The 19,129-nt window shown below is 61.8% G+C and carries 18 protein-coding genes; 6 read left to right on the plus strand and 12 right to left on the minus strand.

From position 1 onward, the window contains the following. Window positions 1–13 precede the first annotated feature (13 nt). Entirely contained in the window at window positions 14–649 is a 636-nt protein-coding gene (locus KGJ62_10085) for a peptidylprolyl isomerase (protein MDE2126927.1), read from the plus strand. On the opposite strand, the gene folD is transcribed toward KGJ62_10085, so the two are convergent. From folD to KGJ62_10120, 7 genes are all read right to left on the minus strand, one after another. Continuing rightward, the gene (gene folD / locus KGJ62_10090; protein ID MDE2126928.1) at window positions 640–1,524 is read right to left on the minus strand and encodes a bifunctional methylenetetrahydrofolate dehydrogenase/methenyltetrahydrofolate cyclohydrolase FolD; all 885 of its coding nucleotides are present in this window, start codon (window positions 1,522–1,524) and stop codon (window positions 640–642) included. The genes KGJ62_10085 and folD overlap by 10 nt on opposite strands. Then, window positions 1,512–2,522 carry a transcription antitermination factor NusB gene (gene nusB, locus KGJ62_10095; protein MDE2126929.1) on the minus strand — a complete coding sequence of 337 codons (1,011 nt, stop codon included), beginning with the start codon at window positions 2,520–2,522 and terminating at the stop codon, window positions 1,512–1,514. Before nusB ends, folD begins: the two co-directional genes overlap by 13 nt. Further along, window positions 2,512–3,624 carry a Nif3-like dinuclear metal center hexameric protein gene (locus tag KGJ62_10100; GenBank protein MDE2126930.1) on the minus strand — a complete coding sequence of 371 codons (1,113 nt, stop codon included), beginning with the start codon at window positions 3,622–3,624 and terminating at the stop codon, window positions 2,512–2,514. The genes nusB and KGJ62_10100 overlap by 11 nt, the downstream gene beginning before the upstream one ends. A gap of 128 nt (window positions 3,625–3,752) precedes the next feature. Beyond that, window positions 3,753–4,841, minus strand: coding sequence for a hypothetical protein (locus KGJ62_10105; protein MDE2126931.1), 1,089 nt, complete (start codon window positions 4,839–4,841; stop codon window positions 3,753–3,755). 55 nt (window positions 4,842–4,896) lie between these two features. After that, window positions 4,897–5,763, minus strand: a complete 867-nt coding sequence (locus KGJ62_10110) for a hypothetical protein (GenBank protein MDE2126932.1) — start codon at window positions 5,761–5,763, stop codon at window positions 4,897–4,899. Between the two features lie 190 nt (window positions 5,764–5,953). Continuing rightward, window positions 5,954–7,714: a polysaccharide deacetylase family protein gene (locus KGJ62_10115; GenBank protein MDE2126933.1), complete on the minus strand. Its 1,761-nt coding sequence runs from the start codon at window positions 7,712–7,714 to the stop codon at window positions 5,954–5,956. Window positions 7,715–7,767: 53 nt separating this feature from the next. After that, window positions 7,768–8,334 (minus strand): hypothetical protein, encoded by a 567-nt coding sequence (locus KGJ62_10120; protein MDE2126934.1) that lies wholly within the window; start codon window positions 8,332–8,334, stop codon window positions 7,768–7,770. A 233-nt stretch (window positions 8,335–8,567) separates the two neighbouring features. Here KGJ62_10120 and KGJ62_10125 point away from each other — a divergent pair, with 233 nt between their 5' ends. After that, the gene (locus tag KGJ62_10125) at window positions 8,568–9,728 is read left to right on the plus strand and encodes a citrate synthase (GenBank protein ID MDE2126935.1); all 1,161 of its coding nucleotides are present in this window, start codon (window positions 8,568–8,570) and stop codon (window positions 9,726–9,728) included. 28 nt (window positions 9,729–9,756) lie between these two features. Further along, window positions 9,757–10,095, plus strand: coding sequence for a P-II family nitrogen regulator (locus KGJ62_10130; protein ID MDE2126936.1), 339 nt, complete (start codon window positions 9,757–9,759; stop codon window positions 10,093–10,095). 64 nt (window positions 10,096–10,159) lie between these two features. On the opposite strand, the gene KGJ62_10135 is transcribed toward KGJ62_10130, so the two are convergent. The 3 genes from KGJ62_10135 to cysC form a co-directional block, all read right to left on the minus strand. Further along, complete coding sequence (locus KGJ62_10135; GenBank protein MDE2126937.1) at window positions 10,160–10,588, minus strand: hypothetical protein; 429 nt, start codon at window positions 10,586–10,588, stop codon at window positions 10,160–10,162. 38 nt (window positions 10,589–10,626) lie between these two features. Then, window positions 10,627–11,523: a prepilin-type N-terminal cleavage/methylation domain-containing protein gene (locus tag KGJ62_10140; GenBank protein MDE2126938.1), complete on the minus strand. Its 897-nt coding sequence runs from the start codon at window positions 11,521–11,523 to the stop codon at window positions 10,627–10,629. Between the two features lie 205 nt (window positions 11,524–11,728). After that, the gene (cysC, locus tag KGJ62_10145; GenBank protein MDE2126939.1) at window positions 11,729–12,268 is read right to left on the minus strand and encodes an adenylyl-sulfate kinase; all 540 of its coding nucleotides are present in this window, start codon (window positions 12,266–12,268) and stop codon (window positions 11,729–11,731) included. A gap of 189 nt (window positions 12,269–12,457) precedes the next feature. Here cysC and KGJ62_10150 point away from each other — a divergent pair, with 189 nt between their 5' ends. Beyond that, window positions 12,458–12,907 carry an Rrf2 family transcriptional regulator gene (locus KGJ62_10150; protein MDE2126940.1) on the plus strand — a complete coding sequence of 150 codons (450 nt, stop codon included), beginning with the start codon at window positions 12,458–12,460 and terminating at the stop codon, window positions 12,905–12,907. Window positions 12,908–13,205: 298 nt separating this feature from the next. Next, window positions 13,206–15,869, plus strand: a complete 2,664-nt coding sequence (gene leuS, locus KGJ62_10155) for a leucine--tRNA ligase (GenBank protein MDE2126941.1) — start codon at window positions 13,206–13,208, stop codon at window positions 15,867–15,869. A 13-nt stretch (window positions 15,870–15,882) separates the two neighbouring features. On the opposite strand, the gene murB is transcribed toward leuS, so the two are convergent. Next, window positions 15,883–16,899, minus strand: a complete 1,017-nt coding sequence (gene murB / locus KGJ62_10160; GenBank protein ID MDE2126942.1) for a UDP-N-acetylmuramate dehydrogenase — start codon at window positions 16,897–16,899, stop codon at window positions 15,883–15,885. Between the two features lie 116 nt (window positions 16,900–17,015). On the opposite strand from murB, the gene KGJ62_10165 reads away from it, so the two are divergent. After that, window positions 17,016–17,768, plus strand: coding sequence for a DUF1559 domain-containing protein (locus KGJ62_10165; protein MDE2126943.1), 753 nt, complete (start codon window positions 17,016–17,018; stop codon window positions 17,766–17,768). A 10-nt stretch (window positions 17,769–17,778) separates the two neighbouring features. Here the strand turns inward: KGJ62_10165 and KGJ62_10170 are convergent, their stop codons facing one another. After that, window positions 17,779–19,128, minus strand: a complete 1,350-nt coding sequence (locus KGJ62_10170; protein MDE2126944.1) for a neutral/alkaline non-lysosomal ceramidase N-terminal domain-containing protein — start codon at window positions 19,126–19,128, stop codon at window positions 17,779–17,781. Window position 19,129 lies beyond the last annotated feature (1 nt).

Here is a 19,129-nt window from a genome sequence, read left to right on the forward strand (position 1 = left end):
GGGGCATCCGATAATGCGTTACGCTCTCAATCTTCACGTGGCTTCGTTCGGTTTGGCCACACTTCTCCTTGCCGCCAGTGCGGGCACCCTGCAGGCGGCGCCACCGGCCAGAAGCACCGCAAACCCGCAGCTCACCATGGTGATAGCCAAGCGTGGGACGATTCAGATCGAGTTGTTTCCAACGGCCGCGCCAAAGACCGTGGCGCACATTCTAGCGCTCGTGAAGCGCCACTTCTACAACGGCATCCGGTTTCACCGCGTCGTTCCTGGTTTTGTTGCCCAGGGCGGCGACCCGGGAACGCGGAAACTGACGCGTCAGCAGGTTAACGACCCTGCGGTTGTGGCGTCGCACAATATCGGTGACGGTGGTTCCGGCACCACGGTTCCTCTCGAAGCGACGATGCCACACACGCGCGGTACGCTCGGATTGGCACGCTCCAATGACCCAACGTCCGGAGACAGCCAGTTCTTCTTCAACCTGGTGGATAACCACCGTCTCGACTCGCAGTACTGCGTATTCGGTAAAATCCTGAAGGGCCTAAAGGTGATGGATAGTATCAAACAGGGCGACAGGATTGTGTCACTGACGCTCACGAAGCAGTCCAAAGCCACGAAGCCTGCCAGGAAAAGTACTGCGCATCACAAATAGCCGGACTTGTCTGCAGCTGCCCGCCGCGCCGCCTTCAGCGTGTTGCTTAACAGCATGGCAATCGTCATTGGCCCCACTCCGCCGGGGACAGGCGTGATAAACGAAGCCACGGAAGAGGCAGATTCGAATTCCACGTCACCGACATCCGTGGTCCGGCCCGCCACGCGGTTATAACCGGCATCGGCAACGATCACGCCGGGCTTGAGCATCTCTCCGGTGATCAATTCCGGCCTACCGACTGCCGCTACCAGGATATCGGCTGTGCGCGTTACACTTGCCAGATCACGTGTTTTGGAATGGCACACGGTTACCGTGGCGCTGGCGTTTAGCAGTAGTAACGCCATCGGCTTGCCGACGATAATGCTGCGGCCAACCACCACGGCATGCTTGCCCTCAATAGGCAGAGCGTAGCGGCGCAACAACTCCATGATGCCTGCCGGCGTGCAGCATTCAAACCCCTCCTCGTTATTTACCAAAGCGCCCAGGCTTGCGCGGCCAATACCATCCACATCCTTCCCGGGCGAAACCAGGTCGAGCACGGCGGGCTCGTTCAGATGTTTCGGCAGCGGGTGCTGCACCAGGATGCCGGTAATATCCGGATTCGCGTTGAGCCCTGAAACAAGATCCTCGCACTGGCTTTGCGATGCCGTAGCGTTCAATCGGTGAACGCTGGAGGCCATTCCGACTGCCCTGCATGCGCGCCGTTTCATGCTGACGTAGGTGTGCGATGCCGGGTCTTCGCCGATCAGCACTGCAGCCAGATGCGGGGGTGGCAATCCGTTAGCCACGAACGCAACTACACTCTCAGCCACTTCCGCTCGGATCAGCGCCGCAGTCGCGCTGCCGTCCAGAATCTGCGCATTCAACGCAGACATTCCAGCTCCTCCGCTGCCTGTCTTTCTGCGCTCGCCTCACACGCGCCCGTTTGGGCGCGCAGCAGCGCCCCAAGCACGCCGTTGACGAAACTTCCGGAGTCGGCGCTGCCGTAGCGCTTCGCTAGCTCCACGGCTTCGTTGATTACTACCCTGGCCGGCAAATCCGGGAACCACCGGAGTTCGCAGTAGGCCTGGCGGATTATGTTGCGATCCGGCGCGGCCAGCCGGTCCATGGCCCATCCCTTGCAAGCGACGCGCATCGCAGAATCGATCTCGCTCAGGTGTGTCTGAGTACCGGTAACCAGCCGCCGGGCATAATCGGACGTTTCAAACCAGTCAACTACCTGGCGGGCCGCCGCACGACCGGCATGTCGCCAGCGTTCTACGGACGTAGTGCGCGCCTCCTCGCGCAGGCTGCGGATGGCGCCGGCAGCAGTCTGTGGCGCCTTGAGGCATGCTCGAGACTGCGCCACAAACCGGCGGGCCGACGCGGCCAGTTCGGCATGTGCAGCCAGGGATACCTGCTCGCGCACGTCGGCAAGCGGCGTGTGGAGCAGTTGCAGCACATCACCCGGTTCGGATATGGCGGTGTTCCAGTCTGCGGCACGCTCATCACCAAACAGTGCCACGGGCGCAACACGGGCCAAGCCCGCCCGGCACAATTGCTCCTGTCGCCGCGGTAAATCGATAAAGAGCGCCTGTACCCAGGCAGGCAAATCCCGCACGCGTAAAGTAGCGCCTGCGGCCACTTCAGCCGCGAGGGCAGCAGTGATGCACTCCAGAGCCGCACGCTCGGTTACCGGATCGGGGCTGCCGGTCCGCACGTTCTGCACAAACTCATGACGCAGCTGCTCCATAGTGCCGGACAGAGCATCGTCCACAGTCACGCCGCCTACGTCGATCTGATACAGCGTACGCAGCGACCAGTCGCGTGCACGACGCCGTACCTCCCGCGGGGAGGCGTGGCGCACTTTAACGGTTTCCGACTCAGTTGACAAAGGCTACCTCCACGCCGTGTGGGCCGAACAATTCAGTTGCGCCGCGGGCAAACTCGGCAAGTCCCGGCGCCACAGACACCGCGAACCCAACTTCGATCAACGCGACGCCGGCAGCACGAGCAAGAGACTCCGCTTTGACCGAATGCCCGCAGCAGACGACTGCGCTTACGCCGAAACTGGCGGCGGACCTGATCACCGCTTCATTTGCACGGCCGGCTGTGATCGCCAACCACTCGGTCACGCTCGTTTCGGCCCCACTGCAGCGGGCCGAAGTAACGCCGGCCAGGCCGAGCGCGCGGTTGACCAGGCCGACCAGCGCCGTCCGATCAACCGGCTCGTTCAGCCGTCCGACCCGCCCGGCCCCATCCGACATTGCCCGGTTCTGGAGCAGGTAGACATCGAACGCCACCTCCTCGTAGGGATGCACACTACGGACTGCATCCATGATGCTACCGATGTTGCATGCAGCTGCCGTCATTTCCAGGCGCACCTCGTCAATCCGTGCGAGCGTTCCAACCGACCCGAACCACGGTTGGGCGCCTTCGCCGGGCGTAAATGTACCGCAGCCTGAAGTTGCGAAGCTGCACTCGCGATAGTTGCCGATTGACCCGGCGCCGGCATGAGCCGCGGCGGCGCGTACCCGATCGAGATGTTCGGTGGGCACGAATATCGCCAGTTTCACAAGTCGCGGCCCACGATGTGGCGCCAGTGCCCGGATATCTGCCAGGCCCAGGCGCTCTGCCAGAACCGCGCTTGCAAACGAGCGACGCCAGCGGCCGGCGAGCACCAGCAGTGCAGCACGGGAGTGGAGAAGGTCGCGGATGCATTCGACCAGGAACTCGTCGGACAGCAGAGAGCGCACGGGCTGCCGGATCAACGAAGCAGCCGTCACGAGCAGTGTGTCCTTCCGGCTGCACGCTGTTGAGATGGCCGGACCGGAGGGATACGGCGCTATCACCACCCGTTTGACGGTACCGCAGAGTCCGCCGACCTGCAGGGTGCGGTTGTCAATCTTACCGGAAATGCTATTCGGCGCCGAGCTCTGAATGAATCGAAGCGCTTGTATGCGCGAGACGCCCTCAACAGGGCCGGCCTCACTCATGCGTGGTAGCCGCACAGCGGGTCAGTGGGCGGCGGGATGCGCGGATTCCCAAAACAGCGGGGCGCGCAAGCCGCATACGCGGTTGGCGCGCCCCGCTGACGTTGATCGCTTGCAGGTCCAGCGACGGCTTAGGCGCCACCGCTCCCGCCCGCTGCGCGAGGCAGATTGCGTCCGCCCACAGTCCCGCCGCCGAGCACTCCGCCTGGCCTACCGCCACCGGGCATCCCCATGCCCATGCCGGGACGTCCGCCGGTGGAGGCCAATTGCGCGGCGAGGCCAAGTGCCTCCGGCTGGTTTTCGCGCAGGAATATCGCAATGCTGGTTACTTTGCTGTTCACCACCTCGAACTGCGCGTGTGCCTTCTGGTTGTAACGCAGCAGCAGTGTGTTCGCGTCCTTCTGGAGGATGCCATCCGGCCAGCCATAGGCGCCGTAGAGCTTACGAACGGAATCGGCCAGACCAACGCCGCGCCGGGTGCGGTATCCGCCGTGCGCGCCGCGCTCCACGATCATCTCAACGCGGCCATCCTTGTTGAAATAGAACTCAAAATCGATATGCTTTGCCGGGTAGAAGTAGACCCACGTAAACCCACCGCTATCCCGAAATGTAACGCCCGGCAGTGTTCCGGGAGCAACGCCCTGAGCGCCGGCCGCGCCACCTGGCCCTGCGGCGCCCATCAGACCGCCGGCACCACCCGCCATGGATGGCAAGCCACCAGGCCCGACGCCCATCATTCCCGCGCCACCTTTAGCGGGCGTCATACCGCTTGCGCCGGGCAAACCGCCGGGGCCCGGAAATCCACCGGGTCCAAGCATTCCGCCCTTCATCGGCGTCATTCCGCCTGGTCCGGGCATACCGCCTTTCATCGGCGTCATTCCGCCTGGGCCGCCGGGCCCGCCGAAGCCGGGCATTCCGCCGGGGCCCGGAGCACCACCGCCGGCTGTGAAGCCGCCCGCGGTAGGACCGGAGGTGAGATCTGCGAGGCCACTGACGGCGCCATCGGGCACGCCCAGTGCATTAACCATCAACGTTACGGGCACGGGTTGCCCCGCATTGAACACTTCCGTGGGCTGACCGTAGCGGTGCAAAACGGTTTGGTACGACGACAGCACGCGGATGCCGAGAAGAGCGTTCTCGGTCTGGGCAGCTGCGCCCGGCGCCAGCGCAACCGAGCCAACGGCCGAGACTGCGGCAATGAGAGCTATATTTCGCATCATAATTGGAATGGTTCCTGCATGACGTTCGAAAGCGAAGACCACGCGGCCAGTCGGATTAGTTCACTTTGGCCAGGGTTATGCCGACGACCTTGTTGTTGACCAGTTGGAAAACGAGCACGGTATTGCCGCCATAGGGCAGTGTGAGACGTGCGCCTTCGCGCACTCCGTCGCCGCTCCATCCGTACTTTTTGAGCACAAGCCCGAGCGACGAGCCGAGGCCCACACCCTGCCTTGTTTTGCCGCCGCCGGTCCAGCCATATTCCTGGATCTGAACGACACGGCCATTTGAGTTAAACAGGAACGAATAGTGGCGGCCGGCTCGGACGAAGTGGTACCACCAGGTGGTTACGGCGCTCTCTGCCGCGGCAGCGGATCCAACACTTGCGCCGGCGTTCAGGCCCATGCCAACTGGCGTGCCACTGAAAGGTGATGCGCCGCCGCCGGCGCCCAAAAATCCCGGTAATCCGCCCGCTTTGCCGCCGGATGGCATACTCATGGGTCCGGACATGCCTCCGAGACCTCGCGGCATACTCATTGGGCCAGACATGCCGCCCAGGCTGCCCATGCCGCCACGAGGCCCACCGACACCGATGCTCCCCATGGTGCCGCCCATCTGCTTCTTCATGCCGAACATGCCGCCGCCACCGAGCGGCGATGCACCGCCGAACCCGGGTGAACCGAAGCCTGTGTTTGTGGCTTGTGTGGCAGGCTGTCCCTGGTTGGGCAACTGGGGCTGGCCCGCCTGGATTTCGCCCGGTTGGCCAAATCGATGGAGCACCTCCTTGAAGGTGCTGTTCAAATGGATACCGAGCAGGCTGACTTCCGGAGCTGGAAGGCCCGGCCGCGCTTGCGCCGCTTGAGCAACAAGTAGCAGAGCCAAACCGCCGCCTGTGATGGTAAGAGTGGCGCGAGACTTGCGCATGCTTTCCTCCCAGCCGGCCGGCGTATTGCGCCGACCGGAAACCAGTCGAGATTGATCAAACCTCAGTTTGGACGGAGCCTTCCGTCATTGGGTTCACGCGGCGCGACCGGTCACGTGTGCTTTACACACGCGAAGATGCGAATCCTGCAGCCGCACGACACAGAATGGTGTTCATTGTACCACGTCGTTCCTACTCGGCCCGGCGCGAGTTGGTGATGGCGGCGCGGGTCGCCAGAGCTCGCGCGCTCGGAGAGGCGCTCTGCAGCCGCCGGCTCAGTTCGGCGATGGTAACAAACCGGTACCCGCGGGCTCGCAGGCCCGAGACAATCCGTGGCAGAGCTTCCACGGTGCTCAGTTTGCCGTTGTGAAGCAGCAGGATCGAGCCGGGCCTCACTCTCTTGAGCACGGCATCGGCGACCGCCCGCGAGCTTATACTCTCGTACTCAAATGCGTCTACCGTCCAGAACGTTGGCGTCAACCCCTCGCCGCGAACCAGTGAATCGATCCTGTCGTTCCAGTCGCCGCCCGGTGGCCGCATGTATTGCGGGATCTGCCCCGTATCCAGGGCAACGGCGGCCTGAGTACGCAAAAGCTCCTGCCTGGCGCGCATCGGAGAAAGCGTCGTGAGATCGGGATGTGTGAACGTATGGTTTGCCAACTCCATCCCGTCCGCTGCAATCAGCCGCGTTAGCGCCAGATTCTCCACGACGTGGCGGCCAATTACAAAGAATGTGGCCGGAACGTGTTCGCGCACCAGTGTGGCCAGAAGCGGTTCGGTGAGGCCGGGTTTGGGGCCATCATCAAATGTGAGGGCAACCAGTTTAGGAGTTGGCAGTCCGCCCCACACGTCGGCCATCCCCTCCGCCGCAATGCCGATGGCGCGCATGGCCTTACGCGCGGGCGCGTAATCGGGCCGGAGGGCGAGGGATCGTAGAAACTGAGCTCCGGCTGCTCGGCGGTCGCCGCTGGTGAGTTGCCATGCTCCGAGCCGCCACGAGCAAACGCAGCAACTCGGCATCGGCGTAAGCAGCTTCCAGATACCTGCACGCGCGCCGGCCAATGCCGCTGTATCCCGCGAGCCGGCGGTAAGCCGACGCGCGTTCAGCACTTGAATCGTGCGGGATGTCGACAGTATCTCGGTCCCCTGAGCGTCTTCCACCACTATGACAACCTTGTGAGGTCCGTTGGGAACGGTGGTTGTGTCCCACTCATAGTCGAAGGGCGATACATTGACCAGGCCGGCCGACGAGCCATCGATTTGATACGTTACGTAGGCTGTCTCCGACGGCGGTTGATCGGGCTGCAGCCGCACAGTTCCAGACACCGAAGTGCCCGCTCGAGCCACGCCTAGCGGTCGCTCCATCGGTAACACAGGGGCCTCGATGGGCGACGCGCGATCAAACGTCATCAGGGGAGCGGCCGGCTCTTGCAGTCCCAAGCCGGGATACTGATCAAGAGCCGCACTCATAGAAGCCTCCGCTGCCGCGATGTGACGTGCAGTCGCCTGCTCCATCGCCTGTACCGCCAACAGCGCGGGCCCGCCCGGCGCGGCGCCGATTGGCGGATTGGCGCCATTCAACCACGCCAGGTAGGCACGCGCCGTTTCGATTGCCGTCTTATCTCCACCAGCGGCAAGCGCATGTGCAAAGCTGGTCACCGCTCCGGCGTTGCTGTGAAGCGCTATTTGGCAGATACCGAGGCCGTACCAAGCCAGTGCGTCATGCGGGCGCGCTGCAGTGACACCCTGAAAATCGGCCATCGCACTGGCCGTATCACCGCTCAGCAGCTCGTCGGCAGCTGCCAGCAAGCGGAATGTCGGTTCTGCCGGCGCCGCCAGCAGCGCTCTTTGCGTTAGCGATTCGGCCTGGGCTGATCTACCGGCTATCAGCAGTTGTACAGCCTTAAGCGCGTCTTGAGACGGCGTTTGCGCCAGCGTAGACCCGACCGACAACACAGTTCCGCCGATAGTCAAAAGCGTGAACGCGGATCGGCGCCAGCGGGCTCTCATGGCAAGGCCGCGCGCAGCGCCTCCAGCAGCTCTGACGCATGGATGAGCGCACTGGCAGTACCCGCCGCATAGGCCCGCTCAGCCGCGATAGACCTGCCGCCGCCGGCGATCTCCGAGCGGTACAGTGCGTCAAGCCGCCGAGAATCGTGTTCCAACCCCTGCGCGGCGGTTGTTGCGGATGCCCACTGAGAGAGATTTGCGGCACTGGTTATGTGCGGCTTTACCGGCATCACCAAGCACTTGGTAGCTCGGGCGGCACTTTGAATAAGTCGCTGCCACAGCGCCTGGCGCTTTTGCCAGACTGCAGGCGCCTCTTTCGGCAGCTTGCCGGCCATCCTAAGGCAGTACGCTTCGATCGGTTCTCCGGGCATGCGAGCATGCGGATCATCCACCAGGGAGCGGTGCAGTTGATCCAGCGCGGCCGCCATTTCGTTCACGCGGTGCTGCGTTATGATGGGACAAGGCGCTTGCGCACACGCGAAAGCGCCGGTGAGCACCAACGCCATGACCAGCACGGCGTCGCGTCCACGCCGGAAAGATGTAAGCCCTAAGGGCGATGACATTCCTTCAGAATTCAAGACAAGCAAAACCTGCACGATATCCCACAGCAATTGGCAACGGTATGTGCAGTATACCGCTCACTGCACCGCCGGTACCGCGTCAATTGAGTGGCCAACCCTGGCAATTTCGCGGCCGTGAGGTTACAATCGTTACAAAATGCTGGCTAGTTTCTGCTAGAATCCTGTTTTGGATACCGTTGCGATGCGGGTCACTTTTGCAAACGAGGCTCCGATTTATGAATGCTGGTTCAAGTGGATTGCGCGGTGTTGTTGTTGGTGACTCCACGATTTGTGATGTGCATGCAAGCGGCGACCTGTTCTACCGTGGGTACAACATCCACGACCTGGCCGACAATGCAACTTTTGAGGAGACGGTGTTTCTGCTGTGGAATGGCATGCTGCCCACGCGGGGGGAGCTTGCCGGATTCCGGACAGCGCTTGCGATGGAAGCAGCGCTGCCGGCCGGCCTGCTGGACGTGTTGCCTGCCCTCCATAAGGAGTGCTCCGCCATGGACGCACTTCGAACGATGGTGTCTGCGCTTGCGACATACGACCCGGATGCCAACAAGAACTCCGAGACCGCCAACCGGCGGAAGGCCCTACGTCTGCAGGCTAAGATGCCAACTATGGTGGCGGCGATCGAGCGCTGGATGCAGGGCAAGCCACCCGTAGCTCCGAGGGCCGAACTGGGGCTGGCCGCCAACTTCCTCTGGATGCTTTTTGGAACAGAGGCCGATCCCGTGTTTGTACGCGCCATGGATGTAGACTTTACTCTCCATGCCGATCACGAGCTCAACGCCTCTACATTCGCCGCTCGGGTTACCGTAGCCACACATGCCGATATTTACTCCGGAGCCGTAAGCGGCATCGGCGCCTTGAGTGGAGCGCGGCACGGCGGTGCAGCAGAAGAGACGATGCGCATGCTGTTGGAAATCGGCGACGTGGAGAACGTGGATGGGTGGGTGACCGAGAAGCTGTCCGGAGAGAAGCGGTCGGCCGTGCCCGGATTCGGCCATGCCGTTTACCGCGCGCCGGATCCGCGGGCACGCCATCTGCACGGAATGAGTGCCGAATTGGCGGATAGTCTCGGCGATAGGCGCTGGCTGAACATGGCCGAGGCCGCGGAGGCCGTGGTGGATGCGCTGAGCAACACCCCGGAGAGGATGGCCGCCGGCAAGCAGCCGATCTACGCGAATGTAGACTGCTTCTCGGCATTGTGCTACCACCAGATGGGGCTGCCGATGCGGCTCTTTACGCCGATCTTTGCGATCAGCCGTACGGCCGGCTGGTGCGCCCATATGATGGAGCAGTACCAACCCGATCAGAAGATCATCTGGCCACGCTCTGAGTATGTTGGCGCCCGAAACCTGACGTGGACACCCATTGAGGATCGCTAGTCACGGGACGTAGCGATAGCATATCGTCTTGAAGAAGATTGAGGCTGTTATAAGGCCATCACGCATGGATGCCGTGCGAATCGCCCTCGGTGAGCTCGGCGTTTCGGGCATGTCGGTGTACGATGTGCGTGGTAGCGGCCGTCACGGGGGGCATCGAGAGTGGTATCTCGGTCACGAGGACGTAATCGACCTACCCATGAAGATGAAGCTTGAGATTGTTGCGCGCGACGAGGACGCCGACGCGATCGTCGAGGCAATTATGCAGCACGCTCGAACCGGACAGGAAGGCGACGGCAAGATCTTTGTGCTGCCGATGGAGGAAGCGGTTCGGGTGCGCACGCACGAGCGTGGTGACGATGTGCTGTAGCGTCTTGATCCGCTGATGAGCCACCGTGGCGGACCCAACGGGGAATGAGCCGGCGCTCTACTTGCTATTTGGTGTAGCCAGCAGCTACCGTTTTGTGCGGCTGCAAAGGCACGTTCGTCGGCGTTGTACCGTGCCGCTTGTTATCGACGTTCGATGCTGACGCGCGGCTGTCGGCCGAGCGTTCGCCATTCTTGCCGGGCCGGACCGCATGCCGGGTCATGGTTCCGGACGAAGCGACGAGCTTGCCGCGGTGCGCGTCCTGCTTCATCAGAATGGTTGGGTGCGGCAGATACGACCATGCCACAGCGCCGACCAGAACGACGGCCGCCGCCATCAGGAAATAGAACGGCGCTCGGGGAGATAACGTGGTGTCTTCCGCCCGGTCCCTCATCCGCGAGAACATGCCGCGCTTCTTTGGCGCTGCGTCACCCCAAATGGGATCGTTTTGACCCCAGATCGGGTCTTCCTTATCGGGCTTGAATACCATCGGCATGGCTTAGCCCTCCCTGGCTGCCTGCCCGTGACAGGTGATCACGGCACGTGTAGATTGCCCAACTGCTTGCAGTTGTTGGGATCGTTGGTGCCGTCGTAGTCACTGATGTACGTACATGGATCCGGCACGACCTGATTGGTTTGACCCACAAACGTACCTGGTGTTACCTGATCGTTCAGTGTGACCAACGAAGTCTGATAGTGATACCACTTCGCGTGTGAATCGCAGTAGACCAGATTTGCTCCGGCGGTGTGTCGTGGCCAGTTCTGCTTGCGCACGGTATTGCACGTTCCGGTGCGGTCAAGGCTCAGATCCGGCAGTCCCAAACCAGCCGGTACCGTATCCACGGTGTCGCCGAGCAGTATCAGCTGTGAGGGTGATGCCATCGATGCCTCGGCGATACCGTTCATCGAGGGATTGCGGTAGTAAGCGGTGTAGGCCATACCGTTAAAATCAAACTCATATGGCGTCATATCCGGATAGTCGGCCGGCGCCTGGCGGGTGAGCCCTGTGTCGTCGTCCCATGCAAGGCCGGTGTTGTAACCGTACCCCCAGTTGTACGCCTGCCCAGTCGGGTTGTTGACGTGACCGGGAAGAAAGTCCGCGTTGTTGCAGGCGGTTGCCAGCGAGGTCATGGCGACGCGGTAAGAGGGGCACAACATCACGTCGAAGTTCTTCACGTAGGGCTGCACATACCATTCGAAATCGCCGGGAAAACCGTACGACCATGAGGTAACGGTGGTGTCGTCGTAATCCTGCCAGTACATGATGTGCGCCATTGCCAATTGGCTGCAGTTGGACAGGCACGAGATGGAGCGAGCCTTCTCGCGTGCCTGCGAAAAGACCGGAAAGAGGATCGAGGCAAGTATAGCGATGATGGCTATAACTACCAATAGCTCGATCAGTGTGAAACCGGTCGCTTTTGCGGCCTTCATGTAAATTCTCCTTCTACTCATCAAACGTGGCGGACGCACGATCCAGGCCGTCGAAACCGAAAAGCACAACCGAATACAAACCTAAGACGCGACCAACTGCGCGCGCGTGCATAACTCAAGCCAAATTATCCGCATTCAGTATAGTTTGTTTTGTGTGAAGTTGCAAGCAAATCCTGCAGGTGCTGCACGGTTACGGCGGAAGGCTCTACCGGATTGCGCCACGGCATAAGGCGAGCACGCGCTGCGCCGACTCCTCCGGTCCCTCCTTATCGGTACATACAACCAGTTCGGGGGAGACAGGCTCTTCATAGGGGTCTGTCACGCCGGTAAATCCGGGCAGTTCGCCGGCCAGAGCCTGGCGGTACAAACCCTTTGTATCGCGGGCAATCAACGTCTCGATATCTGCGTTTACCCATACCTCCACAAACGGGCACCCCTCCGCCTCCACGCTCAGTCGTACCTCGTCACGCACCGATCGATATGGCGAGATTGCGGCCGTTATCGCTACTACGCCGTTTCGTGCCAGCACCCGGGCTACCCAGCCGATTCGCCGGATGTTGGTATCCCGGTCCTCTTTTGAGAAACCCAGGCCCTTGGAGAGGTTGGTCCGAATCTCGTCGCCGTCCAGTACCTCAACGCGGAGGTTTTCCTTCCGGAGCGCGTTAGCAATAAGATTTGCCAACGTCGATTTGCCCGCCCCAGAAAGCCCCGTGAACCAGAGGACCAAACCGAGCGATTCTGCCATAGAGCCTCCCAAATGCCTGACGTCGCCGCGCTGGTTTTTCGGCCCGGCGCCGATGGTCCATCATACCCGGCTTGAACGGCCCGTGCGCGACACCGCCTTCCAGGTTTCGGGTACCCTCCTACATATGGACGCATATATCTACAATTCAAACTGCAGGGCCGGCCGACGCGTAAAGGTACGCAGCGCAACGTGATTTCTCAAACCGCAGAGTACGCATTGCGCGCCGTTGTGCATCTTGCCCAATTCAGCGACTCACCGCAAACCACCGAGCAGATCGGCGCCGCTACACAAATGCCACGTCCTTACCTGGCCAAAGTACTGAACGCATTGGCCAAAGCCAGGGTCGTACGCGCCCAGCGAGGCATGCACGGCGGATTCGCGCTGGTTCGACCAGCCAACGCGCTTTCGATCTATGAAGTAGTACAGGCCGTGGATCCACTGCACCGCATCCTGGAATGCCCGCTGGGACTTCCGGCTCATGCGGAGCAGTTGTGCCCACTCCACCGGAGCATTGATGAAGTGCTGGAACTTATGGAGCAGCGGTTTCGGTCGATCGTGATCGCCGACATCCTGCAGGATCCAGCCGGCATCATGCCACTTCGCCCAAACCCCAGCCAGGCGGAGCAGAAAACGGGCTGACCTCGGGCGCCGTTGGCTAACAGGCGTGTTGCAAAAGCGCGGCATGGGCCGTATAATGGGCGGCGTGGGGCGTGAGTTGGGCAGGTATTGACGCATTTGCGCGCCTCCGAATGCGGTGAACGACCCGCTCCTCAATCGACCCCTTCCCCGGCTGCCGGGATCCACTGCCGTACGCGCCGGCGCTCGGTTAGTGACGCGGCCGGTTTATGCGCTCTCAACCCGGCAGCCGCAACACGCGCGCCGGTCTGTTTGTTATCTATAGCGTGTGGCGCAAATCCAGGACGACGGCCAGAGCAAGATGAGTTCACCCGAAGAGACTCCGGACCGATACGACTTTAACGCTGCGGAGAGCAAATGGCAGGCCCTATGGGAACGGGCCGGCCTCTTCCGGACGCCGGAGGACAGCAGCCGTCCCAAGCTTTATGCGCTCGATTTCTTCCCGTATCCGTCCGGCGCCGGTATCAGCGTAGGCCACTGCCGCAACTACGTGCCGCTGGATGTATACGCCCGCATGAAGCGGATGGCTGGCTACGACGTGCTGCACCCCATGGGCTGGGACGCGTTCGGCCAGCCGGCCGAAAACGCGGCGATGCGGCTTCGCGTCAGCCCGCGAGACCTGGTACCGCGTTACGCTGCCAACTACAAGCACCAACTGAAGCTGATCGGCATCTCGTACGATTGGGATCGTGAAATCAACTCGAGCGATCCTGAATACTATCGCTGGACCCAGTACTTCTTCCTGCTGCTCTACCGTCGCGGTCTGGCGTACCGGCAGACGGCGCCGATCAACTGGTGCCCCAGCTGCCGGACTGGAATCGCAAACGAGGAGGTTGTAGCCAACCGCTGCTGGCGATGTGAGTCCCTGGTAGAAAAGCGGCCGATGCCACAGTGGTATTTCAGGATTACCGCCTATGCCGAACGGTTGCTAGACACGCTGGATGGACTGGCCTGGCCCGAGGGCATTCGCGCCATGCAGCGTGCCTGGATTGGTAAAAGCCAGGGCGCCGAGGTGGTTTTTGGACTGCAGGGGTTGCCGGAGACACTTTGCGTATTCACAACGCGGCCAGACACCTTGTGGGGCGCCACCTTTATGGTGCTGGCCCCGGAGCACCCGCTTGTTCCGGATTTGACCACAGCGGACCGCAGTGCAGAAGTGGAGGCATACCGCGACCGTGCGGCAGCGCTGACAGAGATCGATCGACAGAGCACCGAACGGCCAAAAACCGGCGTGTTCACCGGCTCGTTTGCTGTAAATCCGGTGAACGGAGAGGCGATACCGATCTGGATTGCCGACTACGTGCTGATGGGCTACGGTACTGGAGCCATTATGGCCGTACCGGCGCACGATCAACGTGACTTTGAGTTTGCACGGAAGTACGGCATTGAGGTCCGATGGGTCTACCGGACGCCGGAGTCACCGCCGGAAGCTGAGATGGAGCGTGCGGAGCCTGCCGGTGGGTCGATGGTGGACTTTGGCACTCCAGACCGCCCGTTTCCATTTGCTGGGGCGCCAAATGACAAGGAGACAGTAGGCGCCGTCATCCGGTGGCTGGAAGACCGACGAATCGGCCACGAGCAGGTGAACTACAGGCTTCGCGACTGGCTGATCTCACGTCAGCGCTATTGGGGCGCGCCGATACCGATAATTCACTGCGATGTTTGCGGCGAGGAGCCGGTGCCTGAGGCAGACTTGCCCGTGCTGCTGCCGGACTTGAGCCGCTATGAATCTGGCCTCGGTGGTGAGTCGCCGTTGGCTAACGTGCCGGAGTTTGTGAACGTGTCGTGCCCCAAGTGTGGAGCGCCTGCACGGCGGGAGACCGATACGATGGCCGGGTTCGCCTGCTCTTCGTGGTACTTCCTGCGATTCGCCGATCCGCATAACGGCAGTGAACCGTTCTCACAGGAAGCGGTTCGCCGATGGCTTCCCGTGGATCTGTACGTTGGTGGCGCCGAGCACGCGGTGATGCACCTGCTGTACGCAAGGTTCTGGACCAAGGTGATTCACGATGCCGGCCTGATAACGTTCGACGAGCCGTTCACGAGGCTGCGAAATCAGGGCATGCTGCTAGCCCACACGCCTGGCCGTGAGGTGGTGCAGGCGGAGGAGGTGGAGGGTGACGAGGGCGATGCCGGAGAGCTGATCGAGGATTGGAAGCCACTGAAGCCGGATGAGCTGGCGACCTTTCCACCTGAGAAGGTGCAGTATCGCTGGGTGAAGATGAGCAAGAGCCTCTTCAATGTTGTGACGCCCGACGCCATGGCCGAGCAGTACGGCGCAGACAGTCTTCGGCTGTTTGGAATGTTCGCTGCGCCGTTTGAGGATACGGTGAAATGGAACGAATCGGGCATTGACGCCATGGCAAAATGGGTTCAGCGTCTGTGGCAGGTCTACCGTGACCTGCTGCCGATTTATACCGCCGATTGGCGCAATCAGCCGGCTCCATCCGAGCCTGGAGCCCTTGTGTTGCGGCGTTCGCTGCACGCCACGATTCACAAGGTGACTGGAGATATTGAGGAGTTCCGACTCAACACGGCCGTTGCCGCGTTGATGGGGCTCGTGAATCGGGCGTCGGCTTTCCGAAACGATGTCGCCACGCGGCGTCCATCGGCGGATGAACAGCTTGCGGCCTCCGAATTCCTGGAGACCCTGCCCTTGTTGATATCACCAGCCGCGCCGCACCTGGCCGACACACTGTGGGAAATGCTGGGCAAAACCGGCTTCACGCTGGAGCAGCCGTGGCCGGCGTGCGATCCGGCGATGCTGATTCTGGATGCCATCACAGTGGTTGTGCAAGTGAACGGCAAGCTGCGAGCACAGTTGGAGGCCGCACCGGGCACGCCGGATGCCGAGCTGCAGGAAATGGCACTGGCAGCGGAGCGGGTACAGCCATGGCTCGAGGGTAAAACTATCCGCCGCGTCATCGTGGTTCCGGACAAGCTGGTTAACGTGGTCGTCAGTTAAACGCACCGACCTGTCAGCCGTCGCTCTCCGGCCAGCCGCTCCAGTCGCCGACGTACATAACCTCTTCCTCCAGCGCCAGGCCGAACTGCTCCAGGACGCGGCGCTTGAGCGTATCGGCAACAGTGCGTACGTCGCCGGCGGTGGCGCCACCGCAGTTCACAATGAAGTTGGCATGACGGGCCGAGATTGCTGCGCCGCCAAACCGGAAGCCCTTCATGCCGCACGCCTCTGAAAGCGCCGCGGTTGGAACCTTGTCGGCGGCGCGAGCCTCGGGCCGGATATTCGGCACCGTTTGCGCCAGCGCATGGTTCACTGAGTTCTTGAAGAAGCTGCCCGCAGAAGACTCCCACGGCTGCGACAAGATGCGCTGAGTCTGTAACTTCCGCGCTTTTTCGCGGATCGCTTTGTGCGTGGAGGGCAGAAGGCGCATGCGAGCGGACAGCACCACAGGCCGTTCGGCGGCTGAGCGCCGCAAGCGGCTATCGCGATATCGAAACTCCATCCATGCAGCGGGCCTCCACTGGCGCAAACCCTCATCCACGACCTCGACCTCTTCGACCAGATCGCAAATCTGCGCCTGGTACGCGCCGGCATTGGAGGCAAGAGCGCCGCCTACCGAACCGGGAATACCAACTGCGTACTCCAGCCCGGAGAGTTCGGCGCGCATCGCCAAAAGGAAGAGCCTCATCAGGTTGTGACCGGTTTCCACCGTACATCGCCTACCGAGATCGAGGCTGTGGCACCGGTTGTGGATGACAAGCCCTCGTACCCCGCGATCGCTGACGCAGATATTGGTGCCCTCACCTAACAGAAAGTAAGGGAGCCGGGCTGACTGCGCCGTCTGCACCAATTCCGCCAATATGTTGCTGTCATCAACTTCGGCAAACCAATCGGCCGGACCGCCAACGCGCAGGCTGGTGTGACGGCACATCGGCTCACCGGCGCGCAAAACCGACCGCAGGCGAAGTGGAAGGTTACGAACGGCCGGGCCCCACTCTTCAGCCACGGTTTGGGCGTCCATCTGCGTCATGTCGGGTAGTGTAGCACGGTGCGCGGCTTGTGGTCCGGCGCCGTTTTGGCAGGAAACATCGCAAGGCGGGCGGAATCGCTCAGTCGTGCGAATCGGGTGTGGACAGGATGTACAAGATGAAGCACCTGCGCGCGTTTACACTGATCGAGCTTTTAGTAGTTATCGCTATAATTGCCGTATTGGCAGCGATTCTGTTTCCGGTTTTCGGTCAGGCTCGTGAAGCGGCGCGCAAGACCGCGTGCCTCAGCAATATGCGGCAAATAGGCCTCGCGACGCGCATGTATATGGATGACTACGACAGCACGTTTCCGCAGACGAAACGCACGGACGGCGCGCCCGACGTAGACGACGCCGACGGCAGTATCGAAAATCCCGATACCGGCTCCATGTTCGCTATGATCCTTCCGTACACGGGTCATGGCGGCGCCAGCACCGAGGACGTACTCTACCAGCAGAGACTGTTCGCGTGTCCGGACGATCCGGCGCCATTCGACTCGAACTGCCCGGACGTTATCAACATTGGCGGTCCGCATGTGATCTCGTACCTGGTAAACGGCTACTTTGTTTGGGGCATCACCGACGCGGGTGTGGTTTCTCCATCGTCCACGATCCTGTTCGCGGAGCGGCGGAGCGTCGCGGAAGGCACGCCTGCAGCGCCACCCTTCTGCGACGACATCTACCACCCATGGTTCTATCCGCCGATCAACCCCGCTGCTCCGGCAGACGAAATGGATGCCTTTACCGGGGCGATTGCAACGCACCGTCACAACGGCGGCTCAAACTTTGTGTTCACCGACGGCCACGCCGGCTGGAAGGTATGGACGCAAACCTTCGCGCCACCGACGGTGAATCTCCACAAGCCGTACTGAACTTGCGGCCTCAGCCAACCAGTGGAAACGGCGCTGTATCGGCGTCGGCAACGCCAAGCAGACGGTAGGCGGCATCGCGGACCAGCCGTTCGCACTCGGGCGCGAACATTCGCGTGCCGTAGTACCGATATGCAGCCGCCACTTCGTAACCCCCGAGTGGAAACTCTGCCGCCGTGGGCAGGTAGTTCCAGCAGCCGTTGACATAGCCTAGAACCAGCGCCGGTTCCGGCGACTGTTTGACAAAGTCGAGCTGGTACTGCACAAAAACCTCCGCCGGTATTCCCAGAATCCTGATTCCACCTACGTGGAAGCACTGCAGTTCAATCGGCTGCTGTGTGGCTTCCGAGACCATCGCATCACGAGCCCACTGACGGCGGGCATCGGCGTGCAGAATGCGCCCAACATTGCCGTTCTTGCGTTCATCCGTCAGGGTTTGGTCCCACTGCGCCTCTTCGGCGCGCAACTCCTCCAAAGGTGGCGCCGGCAGCAGCGGCAGGTTCACCACCTCGCACCGTGCCTCCAGACTCTCTCCGGCGCGCACATGGGCTGCCCATCGGGCAGCATGGGCGGCATTCGCAACCCGTGCACCGTACTCTGCCACCTGTTCCCACGTGCCGCGCGGATGCGGGTTGATATCGCCACAGCAGCCCTGCAGCGCGATCGCCATGGCATCTTGCCTCCTGCCGGCCTCCACGGCTTCGGTATCCAGCCTTTGGCGCAGCGCTGAGACTGCGGCGCCGGGCCACTCTGCCGAGATTGCAAGGTTATCGCCGCCCATCGTGGTTGGGTGGCAAGCGTGTAGAAACGCTACCGCGATCGCATTTCCTTCCGGCGTGTTGATGCACACGCACTGCACGGCGCCGTCCACCGATCCGGCGAGATTGACACCGGGCGAACCGCGCTGCGGGTCACGGTTCCTGCGGTTGACGCCGATCTGCACGGAGGCGTCACCATAGGTGATTCGAGCGGGCTGCAGGCGCATCGCAGCCAGTTGCGCCGTTGACACCAGTTTCCGGCAGAGCATCTGGACGTATGGCTCATCGCGTACGCCCATCGCGCGGTAACTCTGCGTAAGCGGCCCGGCATGCGTGTGCGTGCAGTGCAGCATCACGTTTTCCAGTGGCACGCACAGCTTCTCTCCGACGCCGGTGCGAACCGCATGCACCAGGTCCTGATCCAACGTGATGAGGTCGGCAACCAGAAGCACCAGGCGGCAGCAGCCGTTATCCAGCACCAGCGCGCGAGCAAAGAGGGGGTCGTGCACGTCGCGCGCGCCTTCCGAACGGAAGCCATATCCGCCCATCCAGACGCCCAGGGGCGGCGTGATGTCAACCTCGGCTACGCCGGCATACAAAGGCATC

This window comes from Armatimonadota bacterium (assembly GCA_028871815.1).
Classification (GTDB): Bacteria; Armatimonadota; Chthonomonadetes; order Chthonomonadales; family Chthonomonadaceae; genus REEB205.

Bases quoted from the DNA above. Each gene is read 5' to 3' on its own strand.
- KGJ62_10110 (MDE2126932.1), bottom strand. From the start codon at position 5,763: ATGCGCAAGTCTCGCGCCACTCTTACCATCACAGGCGGCGGTTTGGCT.
- KGJ62_10135 (MDE2126937.1), bottom strand. From the start codon at position 10,588: ATGCCGATGGTATTCAAGCCCGATAAGGAAGACCCGATCTGGGGTCAA.
- KGJ62_10100 (MDE2126930.1), bottom strand. From the start codon at position 3,624: ATGAGTGAGGCCGGCCCTGTTGAGGGCGTCTCGCGCATACAAGCGCTT.
- KGJ62_10125 (MDE2126935.1), top strand. From the start codon at position 8,568: ATGAATGCTGGTTCAAGTGGATTGCGCGGTGTTGTTGTTGGTGACTCC.
- KGJ62_10140 (MDE2126938.1), bottom strand. From the start codon at position 11,523: ATGAAGGCCGCAAAAGCGACCGGTTTCACACTGATCGAGCTATTGGTA.
- KGJ62_10120 (MDE2126934.1), bottom strand. From the start codon at position 8,334: ATGTCATCGCCCTTAGGGCTTACATCTTTCCGGCGTGGACGCGACGCC.
- folD (MDE2126928.1), bottom strand. From the start codon at position 1,524: ATGTCTGCGTTGAATGCGCAGATTCTGGACGGCAGCGCGACTGCGGCG.
- KGJ62_10105 (MDE2126931.1), bottom strand. From the start codon at position 4,841: ATGATGCGAAATATAGCTCTCATTGCCGCAGTCTCGGCCGTTGGCTCG.
- leuS (MDE2126941.1), top strand. From the start codon at position 13,206: ATGAGTTCACCCGAAGAGACTCCGGACCGATACGACTTTAACGCTGCG.
- KGJ62_10165 (MDE2126943.1), top strand. From the start codon at position 17,016: ATGAAGCACCTGCGCGCGTTTACACTGATCGAGCTTTTAGTAGTTATC.
- KGJ62_10085 (MDE2126927.1), top strand. From the start codon at position 14: ATGCGTTACGCTCTCAATCTTCACGTGGCTTCGTTCGGTTTGGCCACA.
- KGJ62_10170 (MDE2126944.1), bottom strand. From the start codon at position 19,128: ATGCCTTTGTATGCCGGCGTAGCCGAGGTTGACATCACGCCGCCCCTG.
- cysC (MDE2126939.1), bottom strand. From the start codon at position 12,268: ATGGCAGAATCGCTCGGTTTGGTCCTCTGGTTCACGGGGCTTTCTGGG.
- murB (MDE2126942.1), bottom strand. From the start codon at position 16,899: ATGACGCAGATGGACGCCCAAACCGTGGCTGAAGAGTGGGGCCCGGCC.